Origin of the sequence: Deinococcus deserti VCD115 (assembly GCF_000020685.1) — a bacterium.
Taxonomy (GTDB): Bacteria; Deinococcota; Deinococci; order Deinococcales; family Deinococcaceae; genus Deinococcus; species Deinococcus deserti.
In genome coordinates this window covers 154,320-179,090 of record NC_012527.1, presented here as the reverse complement: position 1 = coordinate 179,090, position 24,771 = coordinate 154,320, and the positions used below count along the sequence as shown (strand labels likewise).

Genomic DNA, 24,771 nt, shown 5'->3' with positions numbered 1-24,771 from the left:
ATTATTTGACGCTTTAAGTATACTGAATGGGAACTACAGCATTCACCGAACTCCGCGTTTGAGCATCTTGTCACTCGAGCATTCACAAGAGACAGCATGACAGCTGAACGGTCAAACACCGACCAGGCCGCACTCTGGGCAGCTGCAAGGCGGAACCATTACGGGTTAGCGCGCCTTTGTCAAAGAATGCCTCATCGTGGGGGGCGGAACCGACGAGGCCGCCGCTCGCCTGTGGGCCCTGTTTGACGATGAAGTGCACAGGAATCACCTGCACTGCACAATTGATACTGGCACGTACGGCTACGTCAAGTTTTACATTATTTTCTAGATGTTCGCGAAACAAAGCATCTCGCCCCAGGCATGAGAGGACGGTGGAACCAGCGTTTCTACACACACGAGGTCTCAGCGCCCTTTGGAGGGAGCCCGCCATGGATGATACGTACGAGGTTCTGATTGTCGGTGCGCGTGTAGCGGGTGCAGCTCTCGCTACATTTCTTGGTGAAGCGGGCCACAAGGTCCTGCTTGTGGATCGCGCGTCATTCCCTAGCCCTACGCCGTCAACGCACTTTTTTCGAGGTGCGCACCTCGTTCGTATTCTCAAACGGCTAGGTGTACTCACAGACGTGCTGAACACTGGTGCTCCTCCTTTAACGCGTGAACTCTTTTACTTCGGGGGTTCACCGACTCCTGTCACTTCAGCTCCACAAGACGCAGGGGATATCGGTCATGGCTTAAGTGTTCGGCGTGCCACGCTGGATTCGCTTCTCGTGCGCAGAGCACAATCGTTCCCCTCTGTCACGTTTTTGCCACGCACCCGTGTTGGCGCCTTACTCAAAACAAACGAACGCGTCACGGGTGCCCGCTTAGTAAGTGAAACTGGCGAAAGTTTCGACGTTCAGGCCAACATCGTGGTTGGTGCCGATGGAAGGCATTCGTTCATTGCACGCGCAGTACAGGCGCCAATTGAAGAAAGTGCGCCGGCGGTACGCGGTATGTTCTACCGCTATGTCAACAACTACCCATCATGGGATGGGTGTCCACTTGACGCTGCGGAATTCTCATTGTTCGAAAACGAAATTACTTATGTCTTCCCGAGTGATGCGGGAACCACATGTCACGCGCTGTCCGTCGGCTCGGAGCATTTCCATTGGATTCGGGAGCGGATTGAGGACCGCTTCAAGGACCAGCTGGAGCGGCATCCGGGAGTGAAGGACCGGCTCCTCGAGGCACATCACGTGAGTCGCGTGCTGGCGTCGTACCCCGAGCCGAGCGTGATGCGGGTACCGGCGGGACCAGGATGGGCTCTGGTGGGAGATGCAGGCGTGCATCAGGACCCATGGTCAGGCGTAGGAATGGACTGCGCTGGGACGCATGCCGAACTGCTCGCGGAAGAACTCACGTCTTGGCTGAACGGGCGAGCTCCGGAGGACAGTTGGCGTCGGCGTTACCATCAGCGGCGCAATTCTCACGTTCGACCACTTTTTCAGCAGACGATAAGCTTGGCGCGCGATTTGCGGCCAATTACTGGCGGCAGGCACGCCTAAACAAAGGTCGCGGTTCGATAGGAGCGCGGCATCAACTTCAGGATCGGTATCACCGCGCACACCTCACACCACGTGGAGTAGGCCAACTTCACGGACCAGGGCGTCCAACATCCAGGGCGGTAATGCCTGAGCGTACGCCAGACGGTACGCCTCCTGCGGGGACAGTGCCAAGCGGTACGCCCGCTCACTCCGCAGCGCGTCAAACACGTCCGCTACCGCAATCACCCTGTTCGAGCGCACCTGGGTGTATGGCTGCTGGATGCAGGTGGTCATCACCCTGTCCCCCGCGGGGGACAGGGTGATCGTCGCTTCGGATTTGCCCGTCCTGGACGTCTTGAGGACGTACCGTCTCCGCTGGGGCATTGAGTGCGCATTCTCCGCGTTGAAGTCCCGCGGGCTAAATCTGGAATCGACGCACATGACGGCTCCCGAGCGCATCTCTCGGCTGCTCGGACTGCTGTGTCTCGCGCTGGCATGGATGGCCCGGGTTTGTGCGCAGACCGTGCAGGAAGACCCACGCGGGCAAGACAGGCGGGGTCGGGCCGTGGTGAGTCTGATGCGGATCGGTTGGCAGATCCTCAGTCAGGCAGTGCGGTGGGGCGGCGACGCCTTCTGGGATTGCCTTGAGCTGCTCAGAACGCCCTTTCCGCACACTGACACGTCAATTCCCCGAAGTGTCAGGTGCTGAGGTCCTCATGCTTGTGTCGAGAAACGCGTGGTTGCCATGTTGTGTGGGCAACACACTTCCCAAGGCAAAAGGTGAACAGTGAGATGAGGCGTTTTCAAAGCAGGCCGGTATGTCGTGACGACGAGGTGGCTCGCATTAACGCTTCACATGCGGTCTCGCCTCATCACAAGCGTTCCTTCAGGTGGCCCTGCTAGCAAAGACAGTCTTCGCCCCTGGGCAGGTACACCACGACACCGAGAACACACAAATGAAGGAGGTGGATTATTGCCCAGCGTCCGGTCATTTTGCCTTCCCTCTGAGATTGCCGTGATCTGGCTGTCCTTTGCCCTTTTCATTGGCCCCTCCACCTGCAAGGAGCATCCCCATGTGTGGAATTCACGAGTCTGATCAGCAGAAGGACCAGCTGGAAGAAACCTCCATCAGCCGCCGCACCATCATTCGGGGTCTGCTGCTCACCGCCGGTGCGGCTCAGGCAACGGCGCTCGCGGGCGGTGCCGGACCTCTAGCGTCCAATGCAGCCGGCGTGATCCGCGCCTGGCCCCAGGCGTCCCGTGAAGTGGCCATGAAAATGATCGCCAGGTACGGGCAACCCCACGAGTTCACCGTAAGCATGCTCATCTGGCACAACCACGGCCCCTGGAAACGGACCATCGTCAACCGGGATACCGTACCGCACCGCTTCCCCATGCCGCACCAGGACATGCTTGAGCAGTTCGTGGACTACCGGGTGCCGCTGGAGCGCTACGACGATCTGGCCCACTACGACGGCAGCGTGATTGTCGAGCGCACCAAAGGCGAAATGTCCGCGCGCTGTGACAAGGAAGAGATGAACATGCTGGCGCTTAACCTCGCACACGACATTTCAATGGGACGACGGACCTGGCAGGACGCACGTGATTTTTACGCCAGGACCGCCATGGCCTTCATGCAGGGGCAGACCTCACCGTATACCCAGAGCCTGATGTTCAAGGCCGCCAGAGGCACCACCGCCGATCCCGATCAACCAGCAGACATGTAAGTGCCCTGGACCAGCCGGTTCTTCTGCGCCGTATCGCCGAATCCAAGGAGATCCGAGGCGGGGCAAGCAGCCATTCAAAGGGCATGAAATGAGCGAATGAACCTCATGTCCATCCGCTTCATCAGCCACGAGGCAGAACCCTCAGTTCACATCACAGCCCATCAAACGTACCCAACCATGCCAACTTCGCAGGTTCCTTTCCCTTATCTGATGCAAGGTGAGCGTGTCGAAAGTCTCCTTATCAGGTCTGAAGCCGCCGCCCATCTGCGTCGTGTGCGCCAGACAGGGTGCAGTAGACGCGGCCATCAGTACACCGGAACGTCAGCAGGCTGCCCACTTGATTGACTTTGGGTTACCTGGCCTGGGTGGGAAGCAGCGTTATGGCATGGCCACGAAGACAATCGGCCGAACTGTCCAGCCGCTCCCCATTGAGGACGCGGGGAACGTCAATGCTCGTCGTGCTGCTGCGGGTCTGGGCTGAGGAACTTGCTCAGCTTCAGGCCAGCTGCCTTCACGTCGTAGCCCTCCAGGTTTAAAGCGACCGGTGATGTTGCGCCCCGTGTGTCAGGCGCTTACTACTCGGATCGCCCTCAATACGCCTTTGCGTGCCGCGCATATTGACGTCCTGGCTCAGCAGGCCAACCGTTTGGTGGAGCAAGCCAGCCGACTGGGGCAGCCAGGACCACGAGACATGCTCACCGTGGATGCAGAGTCCACCGCGTGGCTCGAACCTGTGCTGCGCCGCTTTAGGTGACCCACCGCCAATCGCAGCGAGCCACAGTTGACGTTCAATGTCTGGCTGCTGGCTCAGCATGCAGGCCATACACCTTCCCTGCAAGCGTGCGTCCTCGATTTGATCGGGCAGCAGCAGAGCACGCTGCGCGAGGCACAGAACTTTGCCTACCTCACTGACCGGGTGCGCTCGGGTCAGGGGAAGCTTAAGTGTACGGAACTCAGGTGATGTTTGACGACGTGCAGGGCAAGGCGACGCCGAAGCCGCTGGAGGATACCCAGCGGATCAACGAACGTCGCGCCAGGATTGGACTGAAAGGTATCGAGGAGGACCTCAAACGATTCGAGCGTCCCCGCCCCTGACTGAAGGACTGGGCAGCCACCACAAATGGTTCGAAGTCGCAAAACCAGTTGCGCGTGTTCGCCAGCACCCTGACATCCATGAGGTCTCGCACGGGTCGGTTAGGAATGATCAGGGTATGTCCAGGGGCGACCAAAATGGACATCCCTGAAGGACGTCATCTTTGGGCCACTTGTTGCACCTTCGTGAGCTCCGGCTCAGAGGGAGCGGCAGCCTCAGAGCTGATCACTTCCCAAGTGCCGAACAGATGAAATCCAGACGCGCGGGCCAGTTTGATCGACGCCTCATGGTCGGTCTGGCATCGGTACTGAGGTTCATAGCCCTGCGCCCGAGCGTAGACGCTGATGGCGCGCACGACAGCCTGGGCATAGCCCTTCCCCCGGAATTCCGGCAGTGTCAGGACGCCGAGATCCGCAAGTGGCGCGTCATTCCAGGGATACATGCTGGCCGCGCAGATCAGGCGGTCATCGTCGAATGCTCCGAACACCGCCCAGTGACCGAGCTCCACGTAGGCGTCATCCAAATCCTGTGGTGACGCTTCCGCTTCAAAGCGAGTAAAGGCGTCCCGGTCGGTGTCAAGCAGCTGACGAATAGACGGGAAAGTAACAGCAGGGTCTCCCTGTTCAGAAACAGAGGATTGATAAAAGACGAAATCAGCGCCATGAAGCGAAACGCCGTGGTCAACGAGGTGTTGACGAAAACGGGTGATCGACCAGTCTCGTGTTTGACCAAGCTGAAGGCTATTTGCCAACTCCGCCGTAACAGCAGCTCTCACCTGACCGTCAGCCAGCTCAAGAATTTGAAGTTGACGAGTAGGCTGCAGATTTTGGTTGGTAGAGATAGCGAAGGTGTCGTCACGGAAGATGGCGTGACAATTGCAAAAGATGTTACCCCAGTAATCAAGCACGGATTTGTTGTATTGCGGCATCGTAGAATACTCCTATAGACCGAAGGGAAGCGAGATCAAGTATTGAAGCCGAAACGGCTTACATCGAAACGAACGATAGAATAGTCCCTGTGTAGCCGAATAAGCACTTTCTCTTACTGCTGAATATCGATTGACATGAAACGCCTTATGTGCCAAAGGTGCTGCTGTGGAAGCCTTTTCATTGACTTCCAACTCTATGAGAGGTCCATCTAAACACCCTGGGACAACGCCAGGCCTCAATCAGCGCACTTTTGTGAATGAACCACAGAACCTGAATATGTTCAGGTGGCTGGGGTCAGGTTCCGCGCAAAACTGTGGAGCCCTTCCGAGCGCATCAAGGTCACGTCCGGACCGTAGATTCTTTTCACTGTCCGGTCTACCAGCAGCATCGCCGGGGCGAGCACAATCGCTCCCATAAGCAGACCAGGTAGGTACATCACGGTCATCAGGACCGCCACCTGCGCATTGAACGTCGCCGTGCCGAACGGGGCCGTCACAACGCTGTACGCGACAAGCATTCGGAGGCCGCCGAACATCAGCTTCCAGACGCCTGCGATCACCCCGCTCAGCCAGTACGCGCGTGTCATACCGCGGTGCTCCAAGGCTTCTTGCAGTGCGTGACGCTGCGCTGCCGGCACCTGCTTGATGAGCCCTTCGACGATGAGGGGTTTAAGCAGTGGCCTTCCAAACACCGCACTCCCCAGGAACACCAGCGCCTGCAAGAACACATCCATTGCGGTTTTGAACGCGTACCAGAGGCCGTCCACAAACCAGAAGCCGCCGCGCCGCCGATCAGGGTCCTGCCCATGGCGTACAGCCCGAGAATCGACCGGTCACGGCGCGTCAGGGCATCCCAGAGTCCGTACGCCACGGGCACCAGCATGGCCAGCACATATGCTCGCGTGATGCCCACCGAACCCTCACCCAGGTGGTCGGCCAGGCTGAACTGCGTCCAGAAGAGGTTGGGGCTCAATACCATCACGGGAAGGCCCAACGTGATGCCCAAGCTCGACAGGGTGTTGCGCAGCGTGACGTACATCGGTGCATTGTGCACGAAGACCCCGGCACTCCCGCGCAGAAATGACCGGAGCGTCGGTGCGCAGCAAAACTGCTGTGATCAGGGCAAAGTGTCGCGAGTTGCGATCGCGGAACTGCCGTGGATTTCATGCCTGAAGCTGGCCTGCTGGTATTTCCAGCAAAGCGAGTCAGAGAACGTTGAGTTGAATTTACTTGGAATCGAGGCGCACACAGAAGGTGGAGGTGCTGTATGCGTCACGCTCCAACGTCCACCGCCGTTGTGCCTGACGAAGAAAAGTCTATTCCCCGAAACGGTCGGGGGCTGAACTGCTGACCCTTGCCCCTACGTCCTGGGTGGACGTTGGCCCGGGAACTGATCTGGGTCACACCCCCACCACCGGGTTCGGAGGCACCCTGACCGACTTCTGGTACTCCGCTGATCCATCCGATCGCTGAGTCTGTATTGCATGACGCCTTTGATGCCGCTGCCTTGTCGAGAGGCTGACCATTGAACATGCACTTCCGCAAGCGTGCCGTGAGCGGTCGGCGTCGTACACGGCGCCATGCGTAAGCGAGTCGCTTCTTCCCGCACACGTATCTGCCACAGTAAGTGCCCAGTGCGTGCTTCTTGACAGGGTGTCGCCGGTATCACCATTGCTCTAACGGTCGCGTAGCAGTGGAAGCGGATTGATGGCCAGAAACCGGCAGCTCGCGTCTGGCTCGTAGGCCGTAAACACCGAAAAATGCAGATGGGCAGGCGTGACCGAAGCATTGCCACTGTTGCCTACAGTCCCCAGGATGGTGCGGGTACTTACGCTTTGCCCTTCACGCAGAGCGCGGTTCACCCTTCCCAGATGGGCATAGTAGTAGCGCCGCCCGCCCGCACCCAGCACGTAGACCCAATTCCCGCCATTCGTGGAGTTGCCGATCCGCCACACCACGCCCGGTGTCGCTGACCGGACAAAGGTACCAGGTGGTGCGAAGATATCCTGGCCGGCGTGGTCGCGCGCACCTTCACGGGGCGCTCCCCAGGTGTCTTCCACATCACGGACCCGCAAACCGTCAACAGGCATCAGCAGCCTTGCGTCCGGCTCTGCAGGCAACGAACGCTCAAGGACCGCCAGATTCTTCAGGGCGCGGTTCCACTCAGCCTCTCGGGCCGGTGATTCTTTGGGTTCAGGAGGGCAGATTACTGACGCGTCTTTGGCCCCGGTGGCTGGCGTCAGGGTGAGGATGACACACAGGGCTAGGGGAACCGCCAGGGGACTGAGTACATGCACCCCCTTTACTGACATCTTGAAGTCGTTCAATGAGGGCACAGGCTCATATTGGGATGTTAATGATTCCTGCGCAACCCGGCCACGGGTGGAAGTGGAACTCATTCTCTTTCAAGGGCTCGCCCCGGTACGTTCCGCAGCCCCCCAGTATGTCCTTCCTTTGCCTCCGCTCATTCACACGTCAAAGTACAGCTGATCGACGAGGCAGCACACAAGCCGCGCTCGCGCCCCTCGTCCGCCCGGAATATCACGGAACTGACGCTTTGCAACGCCTTCAAGTGTTCCTCGACAACTTCGGCCCATCCGCTCTCTTGGGAGGCGGGTATGCTCTCCTTGATCCTCCTCTTTCGCTTAGCCTCACGGCGACCTGCCCGGCAGCGTTCCAAGCCTTCTGTGGACACGTTGCCGCGTTTGGTCGTGGCTGAATGGATTCTCTTTATGCCGCAGTGGTGTATGCCCCCGGCGCGCTGGCCACTCGAGTGGGCATACCGACAGGCACAGTGAGAAACACTTTTTGGCGCGCAGCATTGGTGCCAGGGCTGATGTCGGTTCACAGAAGGTGTTCACGGGGAGGGGGACACTGCTTGGTGGCCGCTCTTGAGGCGACAGACTGATGATAAGTGCTCTATTTGCACTAAGTGCAGGTACCGGGAAGATTTCGTCCGAGCCGGCACAACACTCCTGCTCAACCCCATGCGGTAGCTTCTGGCGCCCAGCAAGCACCCAACCCAACCTGGTACCGCGGTCATCACTCCAGCGGCGCCACGCCAAACACCCTCTTCACCTGGTCGTTCCAGATGACAACACTTTTATATCCGGCGAGCATATCGACGCCGCTGGGAAGAGCGAACTCGAAGTCACCCCCAAACTGGGTCAATTCACCGAGTTTCAGGGCCGAGCCACTGGGGGCAAGGTTCTGATCCCCCCGCCTGGGAACGTTTTTATACAGCCAGACTTGCAGGTTCTGATCGCTCTGTGTCTTGAAGCGGTGCAGAAGCAGGTGCGTGCGCCCATCGCGATTCTGAAACACAACCACCGTGCCGCTCGTTGGACGCGTGAGACTGGTAAATCTGCCTGTCCAGCCGATGATCCCGCTCAGGGGGACCGCGCTTTGTGCCGCAGCAACGAGCGGTACGGAGAGGAACAACGCTAAGGCCATCTGTTTCCTCGATTTCATGACGAACTCCCTCAGATCAGTAATGAAACTGGCTTTTTCCAGCTGGCAGGACAGCCATGCCGTTTGTGATGATCCTGGTCTGACAGGGTATATGCGGAATGGTGGGGTTCGGATGGTTAGGCCTCCCCTCATGAGGTTCACCCTCTGAAACTTTTCTCGATGGCTTGCGGAATCAGGAGGTAATTCAAGATCGAAAGCTACATAGGGTCTGAATGGGGGAGACCGTCAAGCACGGGATCAGGAGGACACTGGCGATGCCAAACCAACCTTTAACCGTTTTGAAAAAAGCTTCTATCCGCCAGCGCCGTTTTCCGGTACGCGCCCGGTAGATGCCGCTCAGGTCGAGGTTGGACATCATGAACCGCTGTTCTGTTTCTTTTGTCTGGTGCAGCCCCGTGGGTTGCACCAGACTCCTCGCACCATCAGGTCACGCACCTGTCGCCCATAGTCCAGGCGGCGGGTAACCGCACACCAATCACGAATTTCAAGCTCTGGTCCGACATGCCCTGAATAAAGCAAGTCATTTAAAAGCCTCCATCGGCATACAGACGAGGCCGACGTTTCCCATCAAGCAAATCGTGTGGTGTGATCCGCAGCAGTTTCAGAGGCGGCTGTGCGGGTGACGATGTACCTTTCCCGCGCCAGACCTGAAACGCCCAAGGTAAGCAAAGCGCTCTATAACACACGAACAGCACCAGCAGATGCGCGTCCCGGACACTGAACTTACTGCTCTGTTCCAGGCTGGTCAGGTCCACAAGCAGATCCACTCGCAGCCGTTGGAGGGGCGACACCCGCCAGAATCCGCGGAAGGTCGCTAAGGAATGCTGGCGCTTCACCAATCACAGGTGCCGCGTGTTGCAACTCGTATTGTTTAGAAAATGGTTGATGGCTGAAGGGGATTTTACGGTCATCCGCTGCAGCAATGGTCGCCAAGCCCATCCAAGAGCAAGTCAAGGAAGACTTTAAAAGAGGCACGATGCCGCTTCCTTGAAAAGCATGGCAACATATCAGAATAGAGCTGTCTGGAACGCTGTTCTTTTAGCCTCACAGCCCATCCTGGGAATAAAAGGCCGTCCCAAACAGCTTCTCAAAAACTGCGAGATGTCAGTTAACCTACCAAAGCAGGTGATGAGCATGCGAGGTGAAGATTCGACACGCAGAGTGACTTTTTCAGCTTCAAACTTCATGGCTGGGTGTCCCTAAGAGCGTGTGCTCGACGCCAACGAGCTAACCGGATCAGGAGTATCGGACAGTGTGACGCCTTCAATTGCCAACTGCTGATCGATGCCTTCCTGAAGTCCAACCAGCTCAATCAATCTCGGGGAGATGGGGGCGCCGGAAGATGACAATGACGGTAAGCATCGTATCGCCCACCCAGGCGGCCGTTCACCGACTGTGACCTTTCCGGCTTCGTTCACTTGTTTTCCGGCGCTGGGTCAGCTGCACCCGCATCCTTCCATGCGGGGTATCCACCCTCCAGCACTCCAGCATCAAACCCCAGTTCCAGCAGCTGCGCCGCCGCTTTCTCGCCTCGCGACGCTCCCGGGTGGAACATGTTGCAATACGTGACCACCGGACGGTCTTTTGGAAGCTCTCCCAGTCGCTGCGGAAGGTCTGTAATGGGGATGTTCAAGGCACCGTCCACATGACCCGCCTCGAATTCTTCTGAGCTCCGCACATCCACAGTGACGGGCGCCTTCCGGCTGCTGTTGAGTGTGTTGAGCTCCTTGGGTGTCAGCCGTTTCATGTTGATCCTCCAATAGGTCCCTGGCAGGCATCCTGGAGCCCACGACACGGGCGGTAGAGCTCCAGAAATCCCGTCAAACGAAGAAAAGAGACTTCCCCGACGCGACCAGTTTATCCCAAGGGTAGGCATACTCCAGGGCTGCATGGAGCCTACGGGAGTTGTATCACTGCTGGAATACAGCGCCCTGAACGCGAAGTTCCGCGATTGAGCGCACGTCTTCTCGAAAGTTCCATCTGGCCATGGGCCTGGCCGTGGGTGGGCAGCCTACTCGGCTTGGGTTCAGAAGGAGACTCGGGACAGTCACTGCTCTGGACTTCAGCTTCTCTGCTGTTACCGGTGACGTTGGAAAAGCGCTACATGAAGGAAGGGCATTTGAAGTACCTCTTCCTGATGATCTACCAGCAGTCATAAGTTCCAGGGGTGAGCAGACCTGACGAACCTCATCCATGGTATCTGCGATTCCGCCTTCAGGGTGCCCTTGGCAAAGCAGAGTGACGTCATCCTCTGTGGACCCCATCTTTCCCAAGCAAAAGTGCAGATACCAAACAGTCATCCAGGTTTTAAAACTTCCTCCAGCGTACGGACGCAAGAATAAGCTCCAAACCTTGACCGCGAAGCCCTGAAAGAATGACTGGCCATTGTTCAAATCCCAAAAATTATATTTTGTGAGCCGAATTAAAAAGATGGAAAGGAGGAAGTTATGCGAGATCTGTATAGTGCCGGTCTACTTTCTTGTGTTCTCCTGGGGGGCCTTGCCAGCGCAGCTCCCAAAAAATCCACTGTGATTCCCCTGAGCTGCGGCGGCGCAACGTATGAGGCCGAGGTGAGAGGAAATGGCACCTACACGTCCGGTCATATCACCGGTTCCAACAGCAACCTTATCCCCTTCGGATTCGGCGGTCAGTTCATTGACCGGGCAACCGGCGTTTCCTACTCCTTTATGGAATCAAAGGGAGGAAACCGGATAGGACTCCAGCGGTCGCTGATGACCTGCACGCTTTCGTACGAGGATGAAATGGTGAGCGGCCAACTGACAGTGACCGTCTTTATGACCCCCGGTGGGAAGTAACCACTACCGGAGCGCAGGCACAGCCACGAAATCACGTCACGAGTTGCTGCTTAGCCGACGAGTCCTGGAGGTGCACGCCATCCGACCACATCAGCAGACCTTCACGACACGCCCGTGAATCCACATGACCCCGGCCGTTGGGCATGTAGGTCAATGGTGGAGCCTCTTTCTTCTACGGTTGGGATGCCCAATTGGTGCCTACGGCGCGTACACTTCACCTCTTCCAGCGTAATCAGGTGCACCATGATGGTCGCGATCCTTTCTGCCCACCCGTGACCCCGACACCCGGCTGAACCCTGCACTGACTGGGTCGGGACCGGTTTTGGGAGGCAGCACTCACCTGCTTGTCAGCACCGACTTCTTCAGGGGGAAACTGAGTTGTGTTCTCTGTGGTGGCACGACATTCCAGTAGAGGTTGAAGCGGTGGCTTAACCCGAAGAAGGGGGAGAAATCTTCCAGGTTCGGCACAAATTCAATGCGCAGCAATCCGCCTGTGCCGGGAGCGGCATTAAGCCGAACTTTTACGGGAAACTGCGCGGGAAAATTCACCGCACTGTACATCCGTTCTGGCTCGACCAGCTGAATGCTAAGGGGCAGACTGGACATGCGGATAGCCAGCTGGAACGCAACTGGGCCGCTTGGAGCGCCCATGCTGTCAACACCGGCGTCTTCCACGACCAGGGTTGCGGTCACCGTTTCCCCGTTAGGGGCCTGCACGGTTTCAGGGACGAACCGGAAGCGGTAGTCAATGGCCCGCCCGGAGAATACGCAATGGACCTTTGGCATGGCCCAGTCGGCGTGGTCGTAATTGATGCCGTCACCCGCGTCTGTGACGACCAGGCGCAGGTCCCGCTTGTCGGTGAGGTCAAGGTCCACCTGCCGGCTAGGGCTGGCGCCGGTCATCGTGCCACTGTCGTAGGCCAGCATTCCGTCGAGGTATACCTGGAACACGACGCTGCCTCGGTTGCCTACTTCGTCGTCCACTCCGATCAGGCTGGTGAAGCGGGTGCAGGTAGCGCCGTTGGTCCCCTGAAGACTGAAGTGCATGTCACTGCCAGCATGCGTCCCGAAACCGACTGGATAGGTGTTTCCGTTGAGAGTGAGCGGGTTGCCGTCCCCCGCCGCCTGCTCGCCATTGCTCCGGTTGACTTCAATGGGTCCCCAAGCATTTTTCCCATCCAGGATCGTCTCGAAGTACAGATTGTTCTCGGTGGCGGTAAGACGCTGCGGTGTGAGGTGACCGGCAGGACGGGTCAACTGCCATGGGTAACTCACACCGCCCTCAGCAGCTGACACTTCGAGATTTTTGCGTACCTGCCACTGAAAAGGGAGTTTTCAGGAGCTCAAGGTGCGCCCAGAAGGCGTCCAGGGACCAGCGCACCGCCTGACTGAGCTGCGTCCAGCCGCTCCTCGCCCGGCTTTGAGCCAAGCGACCCCGTTTGTCCACCGTCAGCAGGTCGGTTCCCTGCTCATCGTGGCCCACTCGCACCATCCAGGCCAGTGCAATGCACAGCAAGCCGAACAGCCTGGAAATCCGGTCCGCTGCCGTCATGTGTGTGGATTCCAGATTCAACCCGCGCGACTTTAAAGCGGAGAAGGTGCTTTCAATTCTCCACCTCTTCCGGTACGTTCGTAGCACGTCCAGCACGGGCAAATCCGAGGCGACGATCACCCTATCCCCCGCGGGGGACAGGGTGATGACCACCTGCATCCACCCCCCGTACACCCAGGTGCGTTCGAACAGGGTGCGCACTTCACCGGGGTGCAGACCAGCGAACAGGTCACGGGCCAGTTCGTCGTCAATGCGAGTGTTCTCCCGAATGCGCAGGCACTGTCGAATCCGTTTCCAGCGCAGGAATGAGCACCATTCCTGCCCGATGAACTCCCGGTCCGCGATCAGCACCGCCCAGCGCGATGCGGGCAGCACCTTCAGCAGTCGGGAGACCAGCAGGATGCGTGCCGCGGTGCTGCTGTTGCCCTGGTGAGGCAACACCGTCCAGACGAGCGGAACCACCGCGCCACCCAGGATCGCGCCCAGCACCATGATGTTCAGTGGGGTCTGTCCGTAGTGCCAGGTGGTGCGGTCCATCACCAGGGTCAGCTTGTCCTCGGGGATCAGCGGGAGCAGGACGTCGAGAACGTCCTGCGAGGTCAACTGCGCATCATGGAGGGTGCGCGCCACCACGCGGGTCTTGGAGTCGAGGGACGCGTCACGGGGCAGGTGAAGCGCAATTTTGCGGTGCAGCGTGGACTCCGCCTGGAGGAGTGCCAGGAGCACTTCGGCCAGTCTCCGGAGGGCATCCAGACGACGGTGTGGCAGACGGGTTTTCAGATGAGCGGCCAGCGTGTCAGCATGCAGCAGGGCGGTATCTCTGTTCGTCACAGGGCTTGATACCGCCCTTTGTGCTGCCATATCGCGTTCAGGACGCCATTTCTCTCAAAGTGTCAGCTGCTGAGCACACCGCCACCATACGGGTCATGACTGGCCGGGGGGGTAGCGGGCCCGCAGGCAGCGAGTGCAAGAGCGAGGGCTGGCCATAAGAGGCTGCATTGGACTGGTAGAGGCAGCATGGCGATCTCCTAAAACCCAAACCAAACGTGTACAAACGCCAGACTAAGTGGACGATTCCATCATTACTCCAGCAGGACCGAACGGGGTGTACCACGTGGTGAGATCATCTTTAGCTGGGTCAACGAGCGACTATTGATCAGCACTTCAGCTCTCCTGTGACAAGTAGGAAATGCCGGGTCTACCCATCTACGCTCAATCACTCGTTCGTTCCGGTCGCTGCGGACTGCTCTAGAAAAGGGTGGTTCCGGGCTCTCCTCATCGGGAACCAGATTCGGTGGCGGGATCTTATCTTCGAAAAGAGTCATCAGAAGGAAGAGGGGTGGAGTCCAGAGATGATGCGAAGTTCGTCCAGGCTCATTACCGTGATGGCCATGACAAGAACCTTGGGTGACGGGAAGTGTGGAGTTGGGCGTGTGGTTCCAGCTGTACCTCACTTGTCTCCGCGCCGCGTTCACGTCCAGTTCCAGAGTTCACCGTATGATGCTCCTCCGTGCTCAGGTCAGGACTTCGGAGATGATCGTCCTTCGGCCGTCACTGCTCAGCGCAATCCTGTCGTGCAGAGGTGCTCCGTCAGGCTCTCTTCAAATTGATCCGCGCTCCACCACAAATGACTTCGCTGACTGTTGCCCTGCGTGCCTGTTACCACGCAGAGATAGAAGCCGCGGGTGAATCGACCTGGCACCAGAAACCATAACCGAACCCGACGCCCCCAAATCCAGACGTGGCGATTCCGGCGCGACCATGCCGAGTCACTGCTCGACCAGGTGCGCTGCTCGCTCGTGTGTGTACCGCCCAGGGACGCCGCGCGCGTTCAGCCATACCCTACGACCCTAGGGTCAAACCACAGACAGCTGCGAGTTCCTGCTCCCCTCGCCTTCGCTGGAAGCCCTGACTACCGTCATGCAGGGCTGCTGATTGGCTGGCAGCCAATGCGAGAAAGTCGGGCAGGGGCATCATGCTCCCCGCCCGGCTGACATTTCACGGATCTTCATTGGCAGGACGTGACGAAAGTCACGCTTTCCTCTTCTCGCGTTGTCAGGTGCCGCAAAACGTGCGGTAACAGGCTGTTACCTCAGTGCGGGCCGGTTCGGTGTATTCGGCCTGATCCTGCGACTCGTCGTAGGGCCGCTTCAGCGCAGTCAGCAGGCGCGTGAAAGGGGCGAGATCCTCGTATTCAGAAGCCGCCGACAACGCTTCCTCAACCCGGTGGTTGCGCGGGATGACCACCGGGTTGACGCGGCGCATGCGCTCGGCCCGGTCACTCCGTTCCAGGGCATGTCCGTCTTCGCGCTCGAGGCGCGCTCGCCAGCGGACAAGCCACGCGTCGGGAGCCTGCGGATAAGGAAAGAGGGCCCGGAGCGGCTGGTCGTCGCCGCCCGCCGCATCTGCAAGCCTGCGCCACCCAAGGGTGAAGTCCACCCGGTGTTGGTGCAGCAGCGTCAGCCAGTCGGCTGCGAGCGTGCGGTCCGCCTCATCGTCGCTCCCCGCGCTACGTTGCAGGCCCAGCTTCTGTCTCTGACCTTTCAACAGCGCGGCGGCGTACCACTCGGGGAATGCATCGATCACCTCAGTCGCCTGACCAATGGCCTTTGATACGGCGGCTTTGCTCTCGTCTTCAGCGATAAGCAGCAGCAGGGTCTCGGCAAAGCGTGCCAGACTCCAGCGCGCAATGAGCGGCTGGTTGCTGTAGGCGTAGCGCCCACTATGGTCAATGGAGCTGAACACCGCGTCCGGGTCGTATGCTTCCATGAAGGCACACGGCCCGTAGTCGATCGTCTCGCCGGAAATCGTTACGTTGTCGGTGTTCATCACGCCGTGAATGAATCCGACATTCATCCACTGGGCAATGAGTTCTGCTTGCCGCTGGGCCACACGCCGCAGCAGGGCAAGATACCGGTCGCTGGTACCTTCGAGATCCGGATCATGCCGGGCAATGGCGTAGTCGGCAAGCTGCCGGACCCGTTGCGTTTCGCCACGGGCGTTGAAGTACTCGAATGTGCCTATGCGCAGATGGCTCGCCGCCACGCGAGTCAGAACGGCACCGGGCAGAGGCTGCTCGCGGTAGACAGGCTCACCTGTGCCCGCTACGGCAAGTGCGCGTGTGGTCGGGATCCCGAGCGCATGCATGGCTTCGCCGATCAGCACCTCACGCAACATGGGGCCAATGGCCGCCTTCCCGTCGCCTCCCCTCGAAAACGGTGTGCGGCCCGAGCCTTTGAGCATGATGTCGCGGCGCCGGTTGAGCCGATCGATAACCTCGCCCAACAGCAGGGCCCGCCCGTCACCCAGTTGAGGTGAGAATGCGCCGAACTGGTGTCCGGCATAGGCCTGCGCGAGCGGTTCGGCCCCTTCAGGAACCTGGTTACCGGCGAAGATAGCGGCACCTTCGGGCCCGTCCAGTACCTTGGGATCCAGTCCCAGCTCAAGTGCCAGTTCCCGGTTGAAGAACAGCAAGCTCGGCGAAGGAACGGGAGCCGGTTTCCAGGGCGCGTAGAAGCCCTGCAGGTCCCGTGCATAGGTGTTGTCGAACTGAAAAGTGGAAGCAGACATATCAAACACTCTCATGCCTGCCCAACGTCTTGCCTAACTCAGCTCACAGTCCCGGAATCCTGAGAAGCGTCAGGAGCTTTTGCTGTGTCAAAGGCAGCAGAATGCAGTCCGGCACGTCAGGCAGGATACCCTGCAGCCCCACCGGCCATGTCGTTGATACGGACCCATTCCCGGTAGGTCAGCCTCGTTCAAAACGGTCTGGACCATTGGTTCGATGGTGACGTTTGGGAATCCAGCTGTGCCGCCAGGAGGAGACAGCGACTTCGTGTCCCAAACGGCACTGATCGCCAGGACAGGCCACGCGCCTGTTGCAGGCTATTCAGGCTCTCTAGGTACCGTTCTGGAGATAAAAAAACTCGGCCCCCACATGAAGCACGAACTCGCTACGGCAGACGCTGCCAGCCCCTGTGGTTTCCCAACACGGACTGAGATCGCAGGGGCTTACAGGCTTTGAAGCCGGCCCGGAAGGAAGCAGGGAGGCATCCGGCTCCAGCTTTGGCTCCTCTGGTGAAGGAAGCGCCACTTCTCGGTATCAGAATGGACAGTACGTAAAGGATAAGCATGCACTGCTGAGCAAGGTGGCAGACACACTGTGATATGGCCTCATCGTCACTGTCCGCAGTTGCAACGCATGTCCTTGAGTTTCTGCAGCAGGAACACCAGAAGCCCCGGAGTGCAGACGAATTGGCTGCGCTGCTGCAACGTGACCGGGCAGAGGTTAACCGAGCGCTGGAGGAACTTCAGGCAGCCGGGCTTGTCGCACCCGAAGCGGTCAGTGGATACGGCGGCAACGACACCGTGTGGAGTGTGACGCACTCCTGAATACCGCCTCCGAGGGCAGAATCACACTAGCAGGCTGCTAAAACCCCCTGGGAGCTTCCAGAAGCTGTCCTCAGTTTCGCCCAGACCGCATGGAGACTGAAGCGGCGTGACTCCTGATTACAGCCGAGACACTGCGTGATGTACCCATGCCAGGTCGCGGTGCCGCCTCGCTGGGTATCATCCAGCTCTACTGAAACAGGTGCTTCTCAAGAAAACCAGTATGGTCTACGCACGGAGCTTATTCGAGCCTGCTCATGATGAGTTCGAGCCAGGGCGGACGCAGCCTGCTTCCCGCACAGGCGAGCTTTGACCCGGGATGCCAAAGCTCTGGTCTGTGGCCTCTTCTTACGCCACGACGCGGTTGCGTCCGCCCGTCTTGGCCTCGTACAGTTTGGCGTCCGCGATAGAGATCATCTTTTCGTGGTTGACAACGTTGGTATCTGCACAGATCCCGAGCGAAAGCGTGACCCGCAGGTCTTCGTGGATTTCGTGCCACGCGTACTTTTCGATGTTCGAACGAATGCGTTCGGCCACCTCGGCAGCCTGGCGCACGTTCGAGTTCGGCAGCAGGAACAGGAATTCCTCACCGCCGTAGCGCCCGATCAGGTCATTGGCACGGCAGGTTTCCCGGAAGATCCGCGCGACGCGCCTGAGCACTTCGTCACCAACAGGGTGCGAAAAACGATCGTTGATCTGCTTGAAGTGGTCGATATCGACCATCAGGATGGCCAAGGGCTGTCCCGAGTTGCGGTGGCGTTCGTATTCGATAGTGACGTTTTCTTCGATAAAGCGGCGGTTATACACGCCAGTAAGTGCGTCCTCACGCAGCTGGCGTTCTAGGACGCGTGACTGTTCCTGCAGAGCGGCGAGAAGGGCAGATTTTTCACGGCTGGCTTTTTCCAGGGCAACGTTTGCGCTGGCAAGTTCCACGCTGCGGAGCTTGTACATGTCGGCTTCGGCCTGCGCGCGTTCCACCTGATACTCCACCATCAGGGCCATGGCACGCTGTGAGTTTTCCTGACGGTAGATTTCCAGGTCAAGGTCGTGGGCGATGCTGAGATGACCGACGACCCTGTCGAGCGCGCCGGTCTGCTGGGCGACATCTGCGAGCGTGCGGTGGGCCTGCGCGGCGACGCGTTTGATGCCGTGCGCCTCGGCGGTGGCGCGTGCGTCCTCAAGCAGTTCGGTCGCCTGTTCGGGCTGGCCGTTCTTACTCAGGCCCTCGCCGTAGTAGAGCGCCGTCCAGGCCCGCACTTCGGCTGGAAAGCTGGCATCATCCTTGAGCATATTCCAGGCGTACTGGTGGAGCTTCTGGGCTTCTTTCCATACGCCCAGACCGTCATATGCGCGCGCCACCAGCGATGAGGTGACCACGTCCATGACGGCGTTCTGGGTTTCGCGCGCGACCTGCATGCTGCGCTGGCCGTGAACAAGGGCCAGCTCGTCGTTGGAGATGTCGAGGTAGGTGTCTGCGAGGTTGTACGAGGCATTCACCAGACCGTCTTTATTGCCGACCGCTTCGGCGATACGGATGGAATCCAGGAAGCAGGAGATGGCCTTGTCCCAGGAATCCATGTTTTTGTAGAGAATGCCGAGGTTGGAGAGGGCTTTGGCTTCTCCGGTGGGGTCCGAGAGGCTTTTGGACAGTTCGAGACCCTGCAGGCAGTAATGAACAGCACGCTCTTTGTTGTGCAGGGTCGCATAGACGTGGCTGAGAATGTTGACACAGTCGCGTTCCAGCTGCACGTCGAGGACCTGCCCGGCGATGTGCTGAGCGCGGGTCAGGTGCTCCATCGCCTGCGGGATTTCGTTGAGGGTGACGTGCGCCCACCCCAGATTCCGGTGGCCGTATCCGCAGCCTTTCAGGTAGTCGTGCTGCTCAGCGATGTCCAGAGCCTTGCGGCTTTGAGTCTGAAAGGCCTGCAGATCCTGGTACCGGGTCTGCCACGCTTCATCGATCAGCTCGTGAATGTGCTTCACAACGTGGGGATGGGCCGTGCTCTCGATCTGGTGACTCTCCGTGACCCTGGCGCCCGATTCGGGGACTTCGAAGCCTGGAAGCCCAAAGTCAAGTGTCTGAGCACTGATGGTCAGGTCACTGGTTTCGGGGAGAAGTGCAGAGACATTGGTGTTAAGAAGCTCGAGAAACGCAGTGACAACTTCAGGGTCGAACTGCTTGCCGGACTGTGCTTCGATCTCGGCGCGGGCGTCATCATGCGTCCATGCACCCTTGTATGTGCGTTCGGTGGTGAGCGCGTCCCAGACGTCGGCCACGGCGACAATCCGTCCGGTCAGCGGGATGTCCGCGCCGGCCAGGCCCTGCGGGTAACCTCCGCCGTCCCAGCGTTCGTGGTGAGACAGCGCGATCTCTTCCGCGACGCGCATTAGCTCGGAGTGCCCACCCTGAAGCACACGCGCGCCGATGGTCGTGTGGTGCTTCATGATTTCGAACTCCTCAGCCGTAAACTTTCCAGGCTTGAGGAGAACAGCGTCCGGTACGCCGATCTTCCCGACGTCATGAAGGCGCGCGGCCAGCCGGATGACTTCGGTCTGCTGGCGGGGCAGATTAAGCGCTTCAGCCAGCTTCCCGGCTATGTGGCCGACGCGGTAGGTGTGCATGCCGGTCTTGTCATCACGGTACTCGGCGGCGATGCCGAGACGCGTGAGGATTTCCAGCTGTGCTTGTTCCAGCGCGAGCGTGCGTTCCCGAACCTCGGCTTCAGCCTGTTCCTTTGCCTGGAGGGCCACATCGTTGAGCTGGCGATAGATGTCCGCCTGATACCGCGCTTTTTCCAGCTCCAGCTGGTCCGTGAGTTTGCGGAGCTTGCGTTCGCTGTCGTCGCGGAACAGCTCACGCTGGAGTTTCGTGACCGCCTGGTAATGCGAGACCGCCTCATCGGAGCGCCCGGTGGCGTGCAGGCAGTTCGCGAGGCATTCATGCGCTTCAAGGGCCTGCCGCTTCATGTGAGTTGTTTCCGTCAGTTTCACGGCCTGACGGAGGTACTCGATGGCTTCGACGTAGCTGCCTTCCTGATAACCGAGCGAGCCGAGACCAATCAGAACGTTCGCCTGACAGGGTTTGTCGTCCAGGCTGGTGGCCAGGGCGTACGCTTCGTAGAAGGTGGTGCGGGCAAGCCTCGGCTCACCTGCGCGGGTGTAGGTCTGGCCGAGGGTGTCGAGAATTTCGGCTTCCTCGTGCCGCATATTGTTCGTGCGGGCAATGCTGAGGGCCCGGTGAAAGGCGTCGAGCGCCGCTTTATGTTCACCTTTCTCGCGGTACACGAGGCCAAGTTCATTGTTGCCGGCGGCTATGCTGACCGTGGTACTGGCCCGTTCTGCGGCCTCAATGCCGCCCGTCAGCGATTGCACGGCGTTTTCCAGGTCACCGAGTTCGCGGTAGACCTTGCCGATGTTCACGAGGCACATGCTGAGCAGGCTGTCCAGGGAAAGCTCGTTAGCGCGCAGGAACTCAAGGCACCTGAGGAAATGGTCGAGCGCCTGAGGGTAGTCCCCGAGCGCTTCGTAGATCAGACCAAGATTGTTCAGACACTTGGCGTGGCCTTCCAGCTGTCCCTGTTCAAGGCGGATCTCTGCGGTGTGCTGGAGGGCCTGGATAGCTTCAGGGTACTTGCCCTGCCGGAACAGCACCATCGACTTGAGATGCAGGGTCTCTGCCCGGAGTGGCGTGAGGTCCAGGTCGCTGGACAGGCTGATGATTTCCTCGCACAGTTCGAGGGTCAGCGGAATCTGATCGAGTTCGACAGCCAGCCGGGCGCGCAACAGCTGCACTTCACAGTACAGGTCAACGCGTGAGGCAGCGAGGTATTTTTTGGCGGCCTGCTGCGCGAACTTGTCGCTGTCTGCCAGTTCGGCAAGGGCTTGGTGGCACAGGGCCTTGGTGTGCAGTGCCTCCGCTTCCCCCAACACGTAGCCGAGTTCGCGGGCCTTGTGGTACGCGTCATTGGCCTGCACAGAAGCAAGTTGCACGTCGCGGGGAATTTCTGCGCGTGCATCTGCGTTGAGCGCGTCCAGTTCCACCTGAGGCGTCATAGGCGACGCGAGGGGACCGGAATTCGTGCTGGCATTGGAGGTAAAAGTCATGCTGTCCTCAGGGGCGCGGGAGGAGGGAGACAGGCTGAGCAAAAAGAGGTAAGTGGTCTCATTGTAGGTCTTTTGTTGGGGGGAATTGGGGTGCGGACATTTTCGTCCGCACCCCTGAAAGGGGGTTACTTGATGCTCTTGAGGAACGCTTCAGCGTTAAGGAGGCCGAAGCCGAGAGCCTTCTTCTCCATCAGGAGTACGAGGTCATGGTTCTCGATGTCGACGTTCTGTTCTGAGAGCTTCAGCTTCTCGGTCAGCTCACCGGCATTGTCGGCGCTGTACCCTTCTCCGAGGGCCAGGGCCAGGACACCCGATGCCACGGGTGTGGCGAACGACGTCCCCGTCACGGCCCTGATCTCGCCCTTGGGGTAGGTCGTGACGATGTCTGACGCGGGTGTCATGACTTCCAGGCCGGCGCCGTAGTTCGAGTAGCTGGACTTTCTGTTGTTGAGCTCGATGCCGCCCACCGACAGTGAGTAGAGACCAGGGGTGTTGGTCTGAGCCGATTTGGCGGCGGGGAACTGTACAGGGTTCAGGCCCTGGTTTCCGGCAGCCATGACCACGTACACGCCTCTGAGCGCGGCATATTCGATGGCTTTGCTGATGTCACTGTCCTTATCGGCAACGACACTGACGTTGACGACTTTGGCGCCCTGATCCACCGCGTGGATGATGGCTTTGGCGATGGTGGTCGAGGTTCCCTCACCCGAGGGTGGGAGGACGCGGATCGGCAGGATCCTGGCGTTGGGCGCCACCTGCAGGATGATGCCCGCCACCGCGGTGCCGTGACCGTAAGCTTTGTCGCTGGCCGTACCCATTTCGCCGGGGTTCCTGTCGCCACTCACATAGTCCCACCAGGTGCTTTCAGGGCTAAGGGTGCCGGAGAGGGCCGGGTGGGCGAGGTCGATGCCGGTGTCGATCACGGCGACGGTGACGTCCTTCCCGAGGTTGGGCGCCAGGGTGTGTGCACCGGCGAGGCGGATCTGGTTCCATTCCTCGACGTTGTTATGCAGCGGGTTGGGCGTACCGTCCTCGAAGGTGGTGGCCCAGACACCGAACGATCCACTGGCCCAGGCGCCGAAGGAACCGCTGGCCCAGGCACCGAACGATCCAGCGGCCCAGACGCCGAAGGAACCGGTGGCCCAGGCACCAAAGGAACCGGCAGTTTCAGCGGTGGTCATTTTGATGTTGGTGGTGCTGGTGGTGTTGCCTTGTGCGGAGAGGTGAGGTGCGGAGGCGCTGGGTTCAGCTGTCGTCCCGCACGCGGCCAGCAGGGCCGTTATTCCCGCCAGCAGGAATGTCTGTTTCGTGATGCGTAACATGGTCACTCCTCCTTAGCGGTAGATGTCTGCAAACTTGAATGCGTTCAGCGTACCCCGGCCCAGTTGCGTGCCGTAGGTGGGGTCCGTGGACGGTGTGGCGGTGGCCGCCATGTTGTTCATGAATACCTTCGTGTCGTCCGTGGTTCTGATGGGGACGCCAGCGGAGAGCACCAGCGCTGCGGTGGCGGACACGATCGGGGTGGCGAAGGAGGTGCCGGTGGCCGCGACGATCCCGTTGCCGGGGAAAGCGGTAACGATGTTTTCACCAGGGGCGGTGAATTCCAGGTTGGCGCCGTAGGTGCTGAAGCTGGATTTGTGGGTCAGCAGGTTGACGCTGCCGATCCCGATGCTGCCGTTGCCGAGTGCTGCGGAGTCCAGGGAGCGTGCAGCGGGATACAGCACGTTGGTGGTGCCCGAGTTCCCGGAGGCGATAAAGACGGTCACCAGTTTGCTCACCGCGTTTTTGATGGACTGGTTCACAGCGGCGGAGTCGCTGGTGCTGCCCAGGCTGAGGTTGATGACCTTGGCGCCCGAAGCAACCGCGTAATCAATTGCAGACGCGATGGTAGCCGTGTCGCCGCCGCCGGTTGCGTCCAGCACGCGGATAGGCAGAATGGTCGCGTTCGGAGCGATCTGGGTGATGATGCCCGCCACCGCCGTGCCGTGCCCGTAGGCGGCGGAGAAGGTGCCGTCGGTGTTGAGGTTGACGTCCTGCGGGACCTTGTCGCCGTCGAGGTAGTCCTTGGCGTAGGTGGTATCGATTTTGCCGGTGAAGGCGGGGTGGTTCATGTCGATGCCGGTGTCGATGACCGCCACCTTGATGCCCTTGCCCAGTTCGGGAACGAGGGCCTGGGCACCGCCGATGCCAGCAAAGTCCCAGGTGGGGATGTTTTCGATGAACGTGGTGGCGGTGCTGGTGGTGCCGCTGCTCCAGGCGTTGTAGCCGCTGGACCAGGCGTTGTACCCACTGCTCCAGGCGTTATACCCGCTGCTCCAGGCGTTGTAGCCCTGAGCGCCGACATCGACACTGAATTTGCGCTCGTTGACCTCGACGGCGGGAGCGCTGTCGTAGCGGCCCTTGTTCAGCGCGTTGTTGGCGATGGTCGCGGTGCCGGCGGTCACGTCGCGGGTGATGACGATGCCGGAGTACAGTTTCTCCAGATCAGCAGTGGAGGTTCTGGCGGGGACGCCCACAAGGTCGTGCAGGTACTTGAAGGCGCTGGGGTTGGCGCTGCTGATGGTCTGCGGCTGCAGGGTGGCGTCGGGGCTGCCGGGGGTGACGGAGTTGCAGCTTGCCAGTACAAGCGCCGCGAGCAGGGCGAGAGTGTGGGGTGACCTATTGGGTCCGCGTTTCAGAATTTCCATCTTTGCTCTCCTTTCCAGGGCGCGTACCACAAGCGCACATCCGGGGATCCGGTGGCATGACTGTAAGAGCCTTATGTGTACGCCCTGTGAACATCGGAAACTCTTAAGATGGATTAAAGGTCACATCTCTGGCTAATGAAGACTTCACCAGGGCGCTGGTACGTTTGCAAAGGAGCTTGTGAGAACAATAACGCAAGACGTCTTCATGTGACCGTAGGAAAATCAGGTGCCTAAAACAGCCCGGAAAAGCTGTTTACAGGTTGTGACTGGTTGTCTAGTAAAGGCGGGGGCCACCTTCTAAGTTGTGGTCCACGTGCTCGACACGCCGAAATCTCGCCTCAATCGCTCTATACGAATTGAGCTTGCCAGTTAGACGCTGTCTCACGATCCTGCCTAAAAGCACTTTATGTGAATAGGCATTTTCCACTATGGACATCGTCGAAGCTGTAACTACCTGCCGGCAAATACGGTAGTGAGCCTG

At 59.4% G+C, this 24,771-nt stretch carries 18 protein-coding genes and 1 pseudogene; 7 read left to right on the top strand and 12 right to left on the bottom strand.

The window, feature by feature from the left end; translation table 11 throughout:
* The first annotated feature begins 428 nt into the window (after window positions 1–428).
* Window positions 429–1,544, top strand: a complete 1,116-nt coding sequence (locus tag DEIDE_RS18640) for an NAD(P)/FAD-dependent oxidoreductase (RefSeq protein WP_012694646.1) — start codon at window positions 429–431, stop codon at window positions 1,542–1,544.
* 63 nt (window positions 1,545–1,607) lie between these two features.
* Here DEIDE_RS18640 and DEIDE_RS19185 read toward each other — a convergent pair whose 3' ends face one another.
* Complete coding sequence (locus DEIDE_RS19185) at window positions 1,608–1,817, bottom strand: hypothetical protein (RefSeq protein ID WP_041227717.1); 210 nt, start codon at window positions 1,815–1,817, stop codon at window positions 1,608–1,610.
* On the opposite strand from DEIDE_RS19185, the pseudogene DEIDE_RS14100 reads away from it, so the two are divergent.
* The 3 genes and pseudogenes from DEIDE_RS14100 to DEIDE_RS19180 all read left to right on the top strand — a co-directional run.
* Window positions 1,768–2,232 (top strand): annotated as a pseudogene (locus tag DEIDE_RS14100) (transposase); the annotation flags it as partial. The gene DEIDE_RS19185 and the pseudogene DEIDE_RS14100 sit on opposite strands and share 50 nt — an antisense overlap.
* Window positions 2,233–2,596: 364 nt before the next feature.
* Entirely contained in the window at window positions 2,597–3,250 is a 654-nt protein-coding gene (locus DEIDE_RS14095; RefSeq protein WP_012694644.1) for a hypothetical protein, read from the top strand.
* 942 nt (window positions 3,251–4,192) lie between these two features.
* On the top strand, window positions 4,193–4,345 hold the full coding sequence (locus DEIDE_RS19180) for a hypothetical protein (RefSeq protein WP_162485652.1): 153 nt from the start codon (window positions 4,193–4,195) through the stop codon (window positions 4,343–4,345).
* Between the two features lie 155 nt (window positions 4,346–4,500).
* Here the strand turns inward: DEIDE_RS19180 and DEIDE_RS14085 are convergent, their stop codons facing one another.
* Both DEIDE_RS14085 and DEIDE_RS19175 read right to left on the bottom strand, forming a co-directional pair.
* Window positions 4,501–5,271 (bottom strand): GNAT family N-acetyltransferase, encoded by a 771-nt coding sequence (locus tag DEIDE_RS14085; protein WP_012694643.1) that lies wholly within the window; start codon window positions 5,269–5,271, stop codon window positions 4,501–4,503.
* A 281-nt stretch (window positions 5,272–5,552) separates the two neighbouring features.
* Window positions 5,553–6,038 carry a DUF3159 domain-containing protein gene (locus tag DEIDE_RS19175; RefSeq protein ID WP_041227712.1) on the bottom strand — a complete coding sequence of 162 codons (486 nt, stop codon included), beginning with the start codon at window positions 6,036–6,038 and terminating at the stop codon, window positions 5,553–5,555.
* A 138-nt stretch (window positions 6,039–6,176) separates the two neighbouring features.
* Between DEIDE_RS19175 and DEIDE_RS19170 the strand changes: the two genes are divergently transcribed.
* The gene (locus DEIDE_RS19170) at window positions 6,177–6,614 is read left to right on the top strand and encodes a hypothetical protein (RefSeq protein WP_162485651.1); all 438 of its coding nucleotides are present in this window, start codon (window positions 6,177–6,179) and stop codon (window positions 6,612–6,614) included.
* A 333-nt stretch (window positions 6,615–6,947) separates the two neighbouring features.
* Here DEIDE_RS19170 and DEIDE_RS14070 read toward each other — a convergent pair whose 3' ends face one another.
* The 3 genes from DEIDE_RS14070 to DEIDE_RS14060 all read right to left on the bottom strand — a co-directional run bounded on the left by DEIDE_RS14070 (window position 6,948) and on the right by DEIDE_RS14060 (window position 10,489).
* Complete coding sequence (locus DEIDE_RS14070; protein WP_242402989.1) at window positions 6,948–7,361, bottom strand: M23 family metallopeptidase; 414 nt, start codon at window positions 7,359–7,361, stop codon at window positions 6,948–6,950.
* A gap of 952 nt (window positions 7,362–8,313) precedes the next feature.
* Window positions 8,314–8,742, bottom strand: a complete 429-nt coding sequence (locus DEIDE_RS14065) for a DM13 domain-containing protein (protein ID WP_162485650.1) — start codon at window positions 8,740–8,742, stop codon at window positions 8,314–8,316.
* Between the two features lie 1,414 nt (window positions 8,743–10,156).
* Window positions 10,157–10,489, bottom strand: a complete 333-nt coding sequence (locus DEIDE_RS14060; protein WP_041227709.1) for a rhodanese-like domain-containing protein — start codon at window positions 10,487–10,489, stop codon at window positions 10,157–10,159.
* A 700-nt stretch (window positions 10,490–11,189) separates the two neighbouring features.
* Between DEIDE_RS14060 and DEIDE_RS14055 the strand changes: the two genes are divergently transcribed.
* Window positions 11,190–11,558, top strand: a complete 369-nt coding sequence (locus tag DEIDE_RS14055; protein ID WP_041227707.1) for a hypothetical protein — start codon at window positions 11,190–11,192, stop codon at window positions 11,556–11,558.
* Window positions 11,559–11,894: 336 nt separating this feature from the next.
* On the opposite strand, the gene DEIDE_RS14050 is transcribed toward DEIDE_RS14055, so the two are convergent.
* The 3 genes from DEIDE_RS14050 to DEIDE_RS14040 all read right to left on the bottom strand — a co-directional run bounded on the left by DEIDE_RS14050 (window position 11,895) and on the right by DEIDE_RS14040 (window position 16,680).
* Window positions 11,895–12,833 carry an NPCBM/NEW2 domain-containing protein gene (locus tag DEIDE_RS14050; RefSeq protein ID WP_242402988.1) on the bottom strand — a complete coding sequence of 313 codons (939 nt, stop codon included), beginning with the start codon at window positions 12,831–12,833 and terminating at the stop codon, window positions 11,895–11,897.
* Between the two features lie 7 nt (window positions 12,834–12,840).
* Window positions 12,841–13,941, bottom strand: coding sequence for an IS4-like element ISDds3 family transposase (locus tag DEIDE_RS14045; RefSeq protein WP_418935779.1), 1,101 nt, complete (start codon window positions 13,939–13,941; stop codon window positions 12,841–12,843).
* A gap of 1,224 nt (window positions 13,942–15,165) precedes the next feature.
* Window positions 15,166–16,680 (bottom strand): protein adenylyltransferase SelO, encoded by a 1,515-nt coding sequence (locus tag DEIDE_RS14040; RefSeq protein ID WP_012694632.1) that lies wholly within the window; start codon window positions 16,678–16,680, stop codon window positions 15,166–15,168.
* Window positions 16,681–17,277: 597 nt separating this feature from the next.
* Between DEIDE_RS14040 and DEIDE_RS14035 the strand changes: the two genes are divergently transcribed.
* The gene (locus DEIDE_RS14035; protein WP_041227705.1) at window positions 17,278–17,502 is read left to right on the top strand and encodes a MarR family transcriptional regulator; all 225 of its coding nucleotides are present in this window, start codon (window positions 17,278–17,280) and stop codon (window positions 17,500–17,502) included.
* Between the two features lie 345 nt (window positions 17,503–17,847).
* On the opposite strand, the gene DEIDE_RS18605 is transcribed toward DEIDE_RS14035, so the two are convergent.
* From DEIDE_RS18605 to DEIDE_RS18150, 3 genes are all read right to left on the bottom strand, one after another.
* Window positions 17,848–21,603, bottom strand: coding sequence for a tetratricopeptide repeat protein (locus DEIDE_RS18605; protein ID WP_012694631.1), 3,756 nt, complete (start codon window positions 21,601–21,603; stop codon window positions 17,848–17,850).
* Window positions 21,604–21,728: 125 nt separating this feature from the next.
* Window positions 21,729–22,925, bottom strand: a complete 1,197-nt coding sequence (locus DEIDE_RS14025) for a S8 family serine peptidase (protein WP_012694630.1) — start codon at window positions 22,923–22,925, stop codon at window positions 21,729–21,731.
* Between the two features lie 12 nt (window positions 22,926–22,937).
* Window positions 22,938–24,290, bottom strand: coding sequence for a S8 family serine peptidase (locus DEIDE_RS18150; protein WP_012694629.1), 1,353 nt, complete (start codon window positions 24,288–24,290; stop codon window positions 22,938–22,940).
* Between the last annotated feature and the right edge of the window lie 481 nt (window positions 24,291–24,771).

Coding starts and splice junctions, on each gene's coding strand:
- DEIDE_RS18640 (WP_012694646.1), top strand. CDS start 429: ATGGATGATACGTACGAGGTTCTGATTGTCGGTGCGCGTGTAGCGGGT.
- DEIDE_RS19185 (WP_041227717.1), bottom strand. CDS start 1,817: ATGACCACCTGCATCCAGCAGCCATACACCCAGGTGCGCTCGAACAGG.
- DEIDE_RS14095 (WP_012694644.1), top strand. CDS start 2,597: ATGTGTGGAATTCACGAGTCTGATCAGCAGAAGGACCAGCTGGAAGAA.
- DEIDE_RS14085 (WP_012694643.1), bottom strand. CDS start 5,271: ATGCCGCAATACAACAAATCCGTGCTTGATTACTGGGGTAACATCTTT.
- DEIDE_RS19170 (WP_162485651.1), top strand. CDS start 6,177: ATGCCCACCGAACCCTCACCCAGGTGGTCGGCCAGGCTGAACTGCGTC.
- DEIDE_RS14070 (WP_242402989.1), bottom strand. CDS start 7,361: ATGCCTGTTGACGGTTTGCGGGTCCGTGATGTGGAAGACACCTGGGGA.
- DEIDE_RS14065 (WP_162485650.1), bottom strand. CDS start 8,742: ATGAAATCGAGGAAACAGATGGCCTTAGCGTTGTTCCTCTCCGTACCG.
- DEIDE_RS14060 (WP_041227709.1), bottom strand. CDS start 10,489: ATGAAACGGCTGACACCCAAGGAGCTCAACACACTCAACAGCAGCCGG.
- DEIDE_RS14055 (WP_041227707.1), top strand. CDS start 11,190: ATGCGAGATCTGTATAGTGCCGGTCTACTTTCTTGTGTTCTCCTGGGG.
- DEIDE_RS14040 (WP_012694632.1), bottom strand. CDS start 16,680: ATGTCTGCTTCCACTTTTCAGTTCGACAACACCTATGCACGGGACCTG.
- DEIDE_RS14035 (WP_041227705.1), top strand. CDS start 17,278: ATGGCCTCATCGTCACTGTCCGCAGTTGCAACGCATGTCCTTGAGTTT.
- DEIDE_RS18605 (WP_012694631.1), bottom strand. CDS start 21,603: ATGACTTTTACCTCCAATGCCAGCACGAATTCCGGTCCCCTCGCGTCG.
- DEIDE_RS14025 (WP_012694630.1), bottom strand. CDS start 22,925: ATGTTACGCATCACGAAACAGACATTCCTGCTGGCGGGAATAACGGCC.
- DEIDE_RS18150 (WP_012694629.1), bottom strand. CDS start 24,290: ATGGAAATTCTGAAACGCGGACCCAATAGGTCACCCCACACTCTCGCC.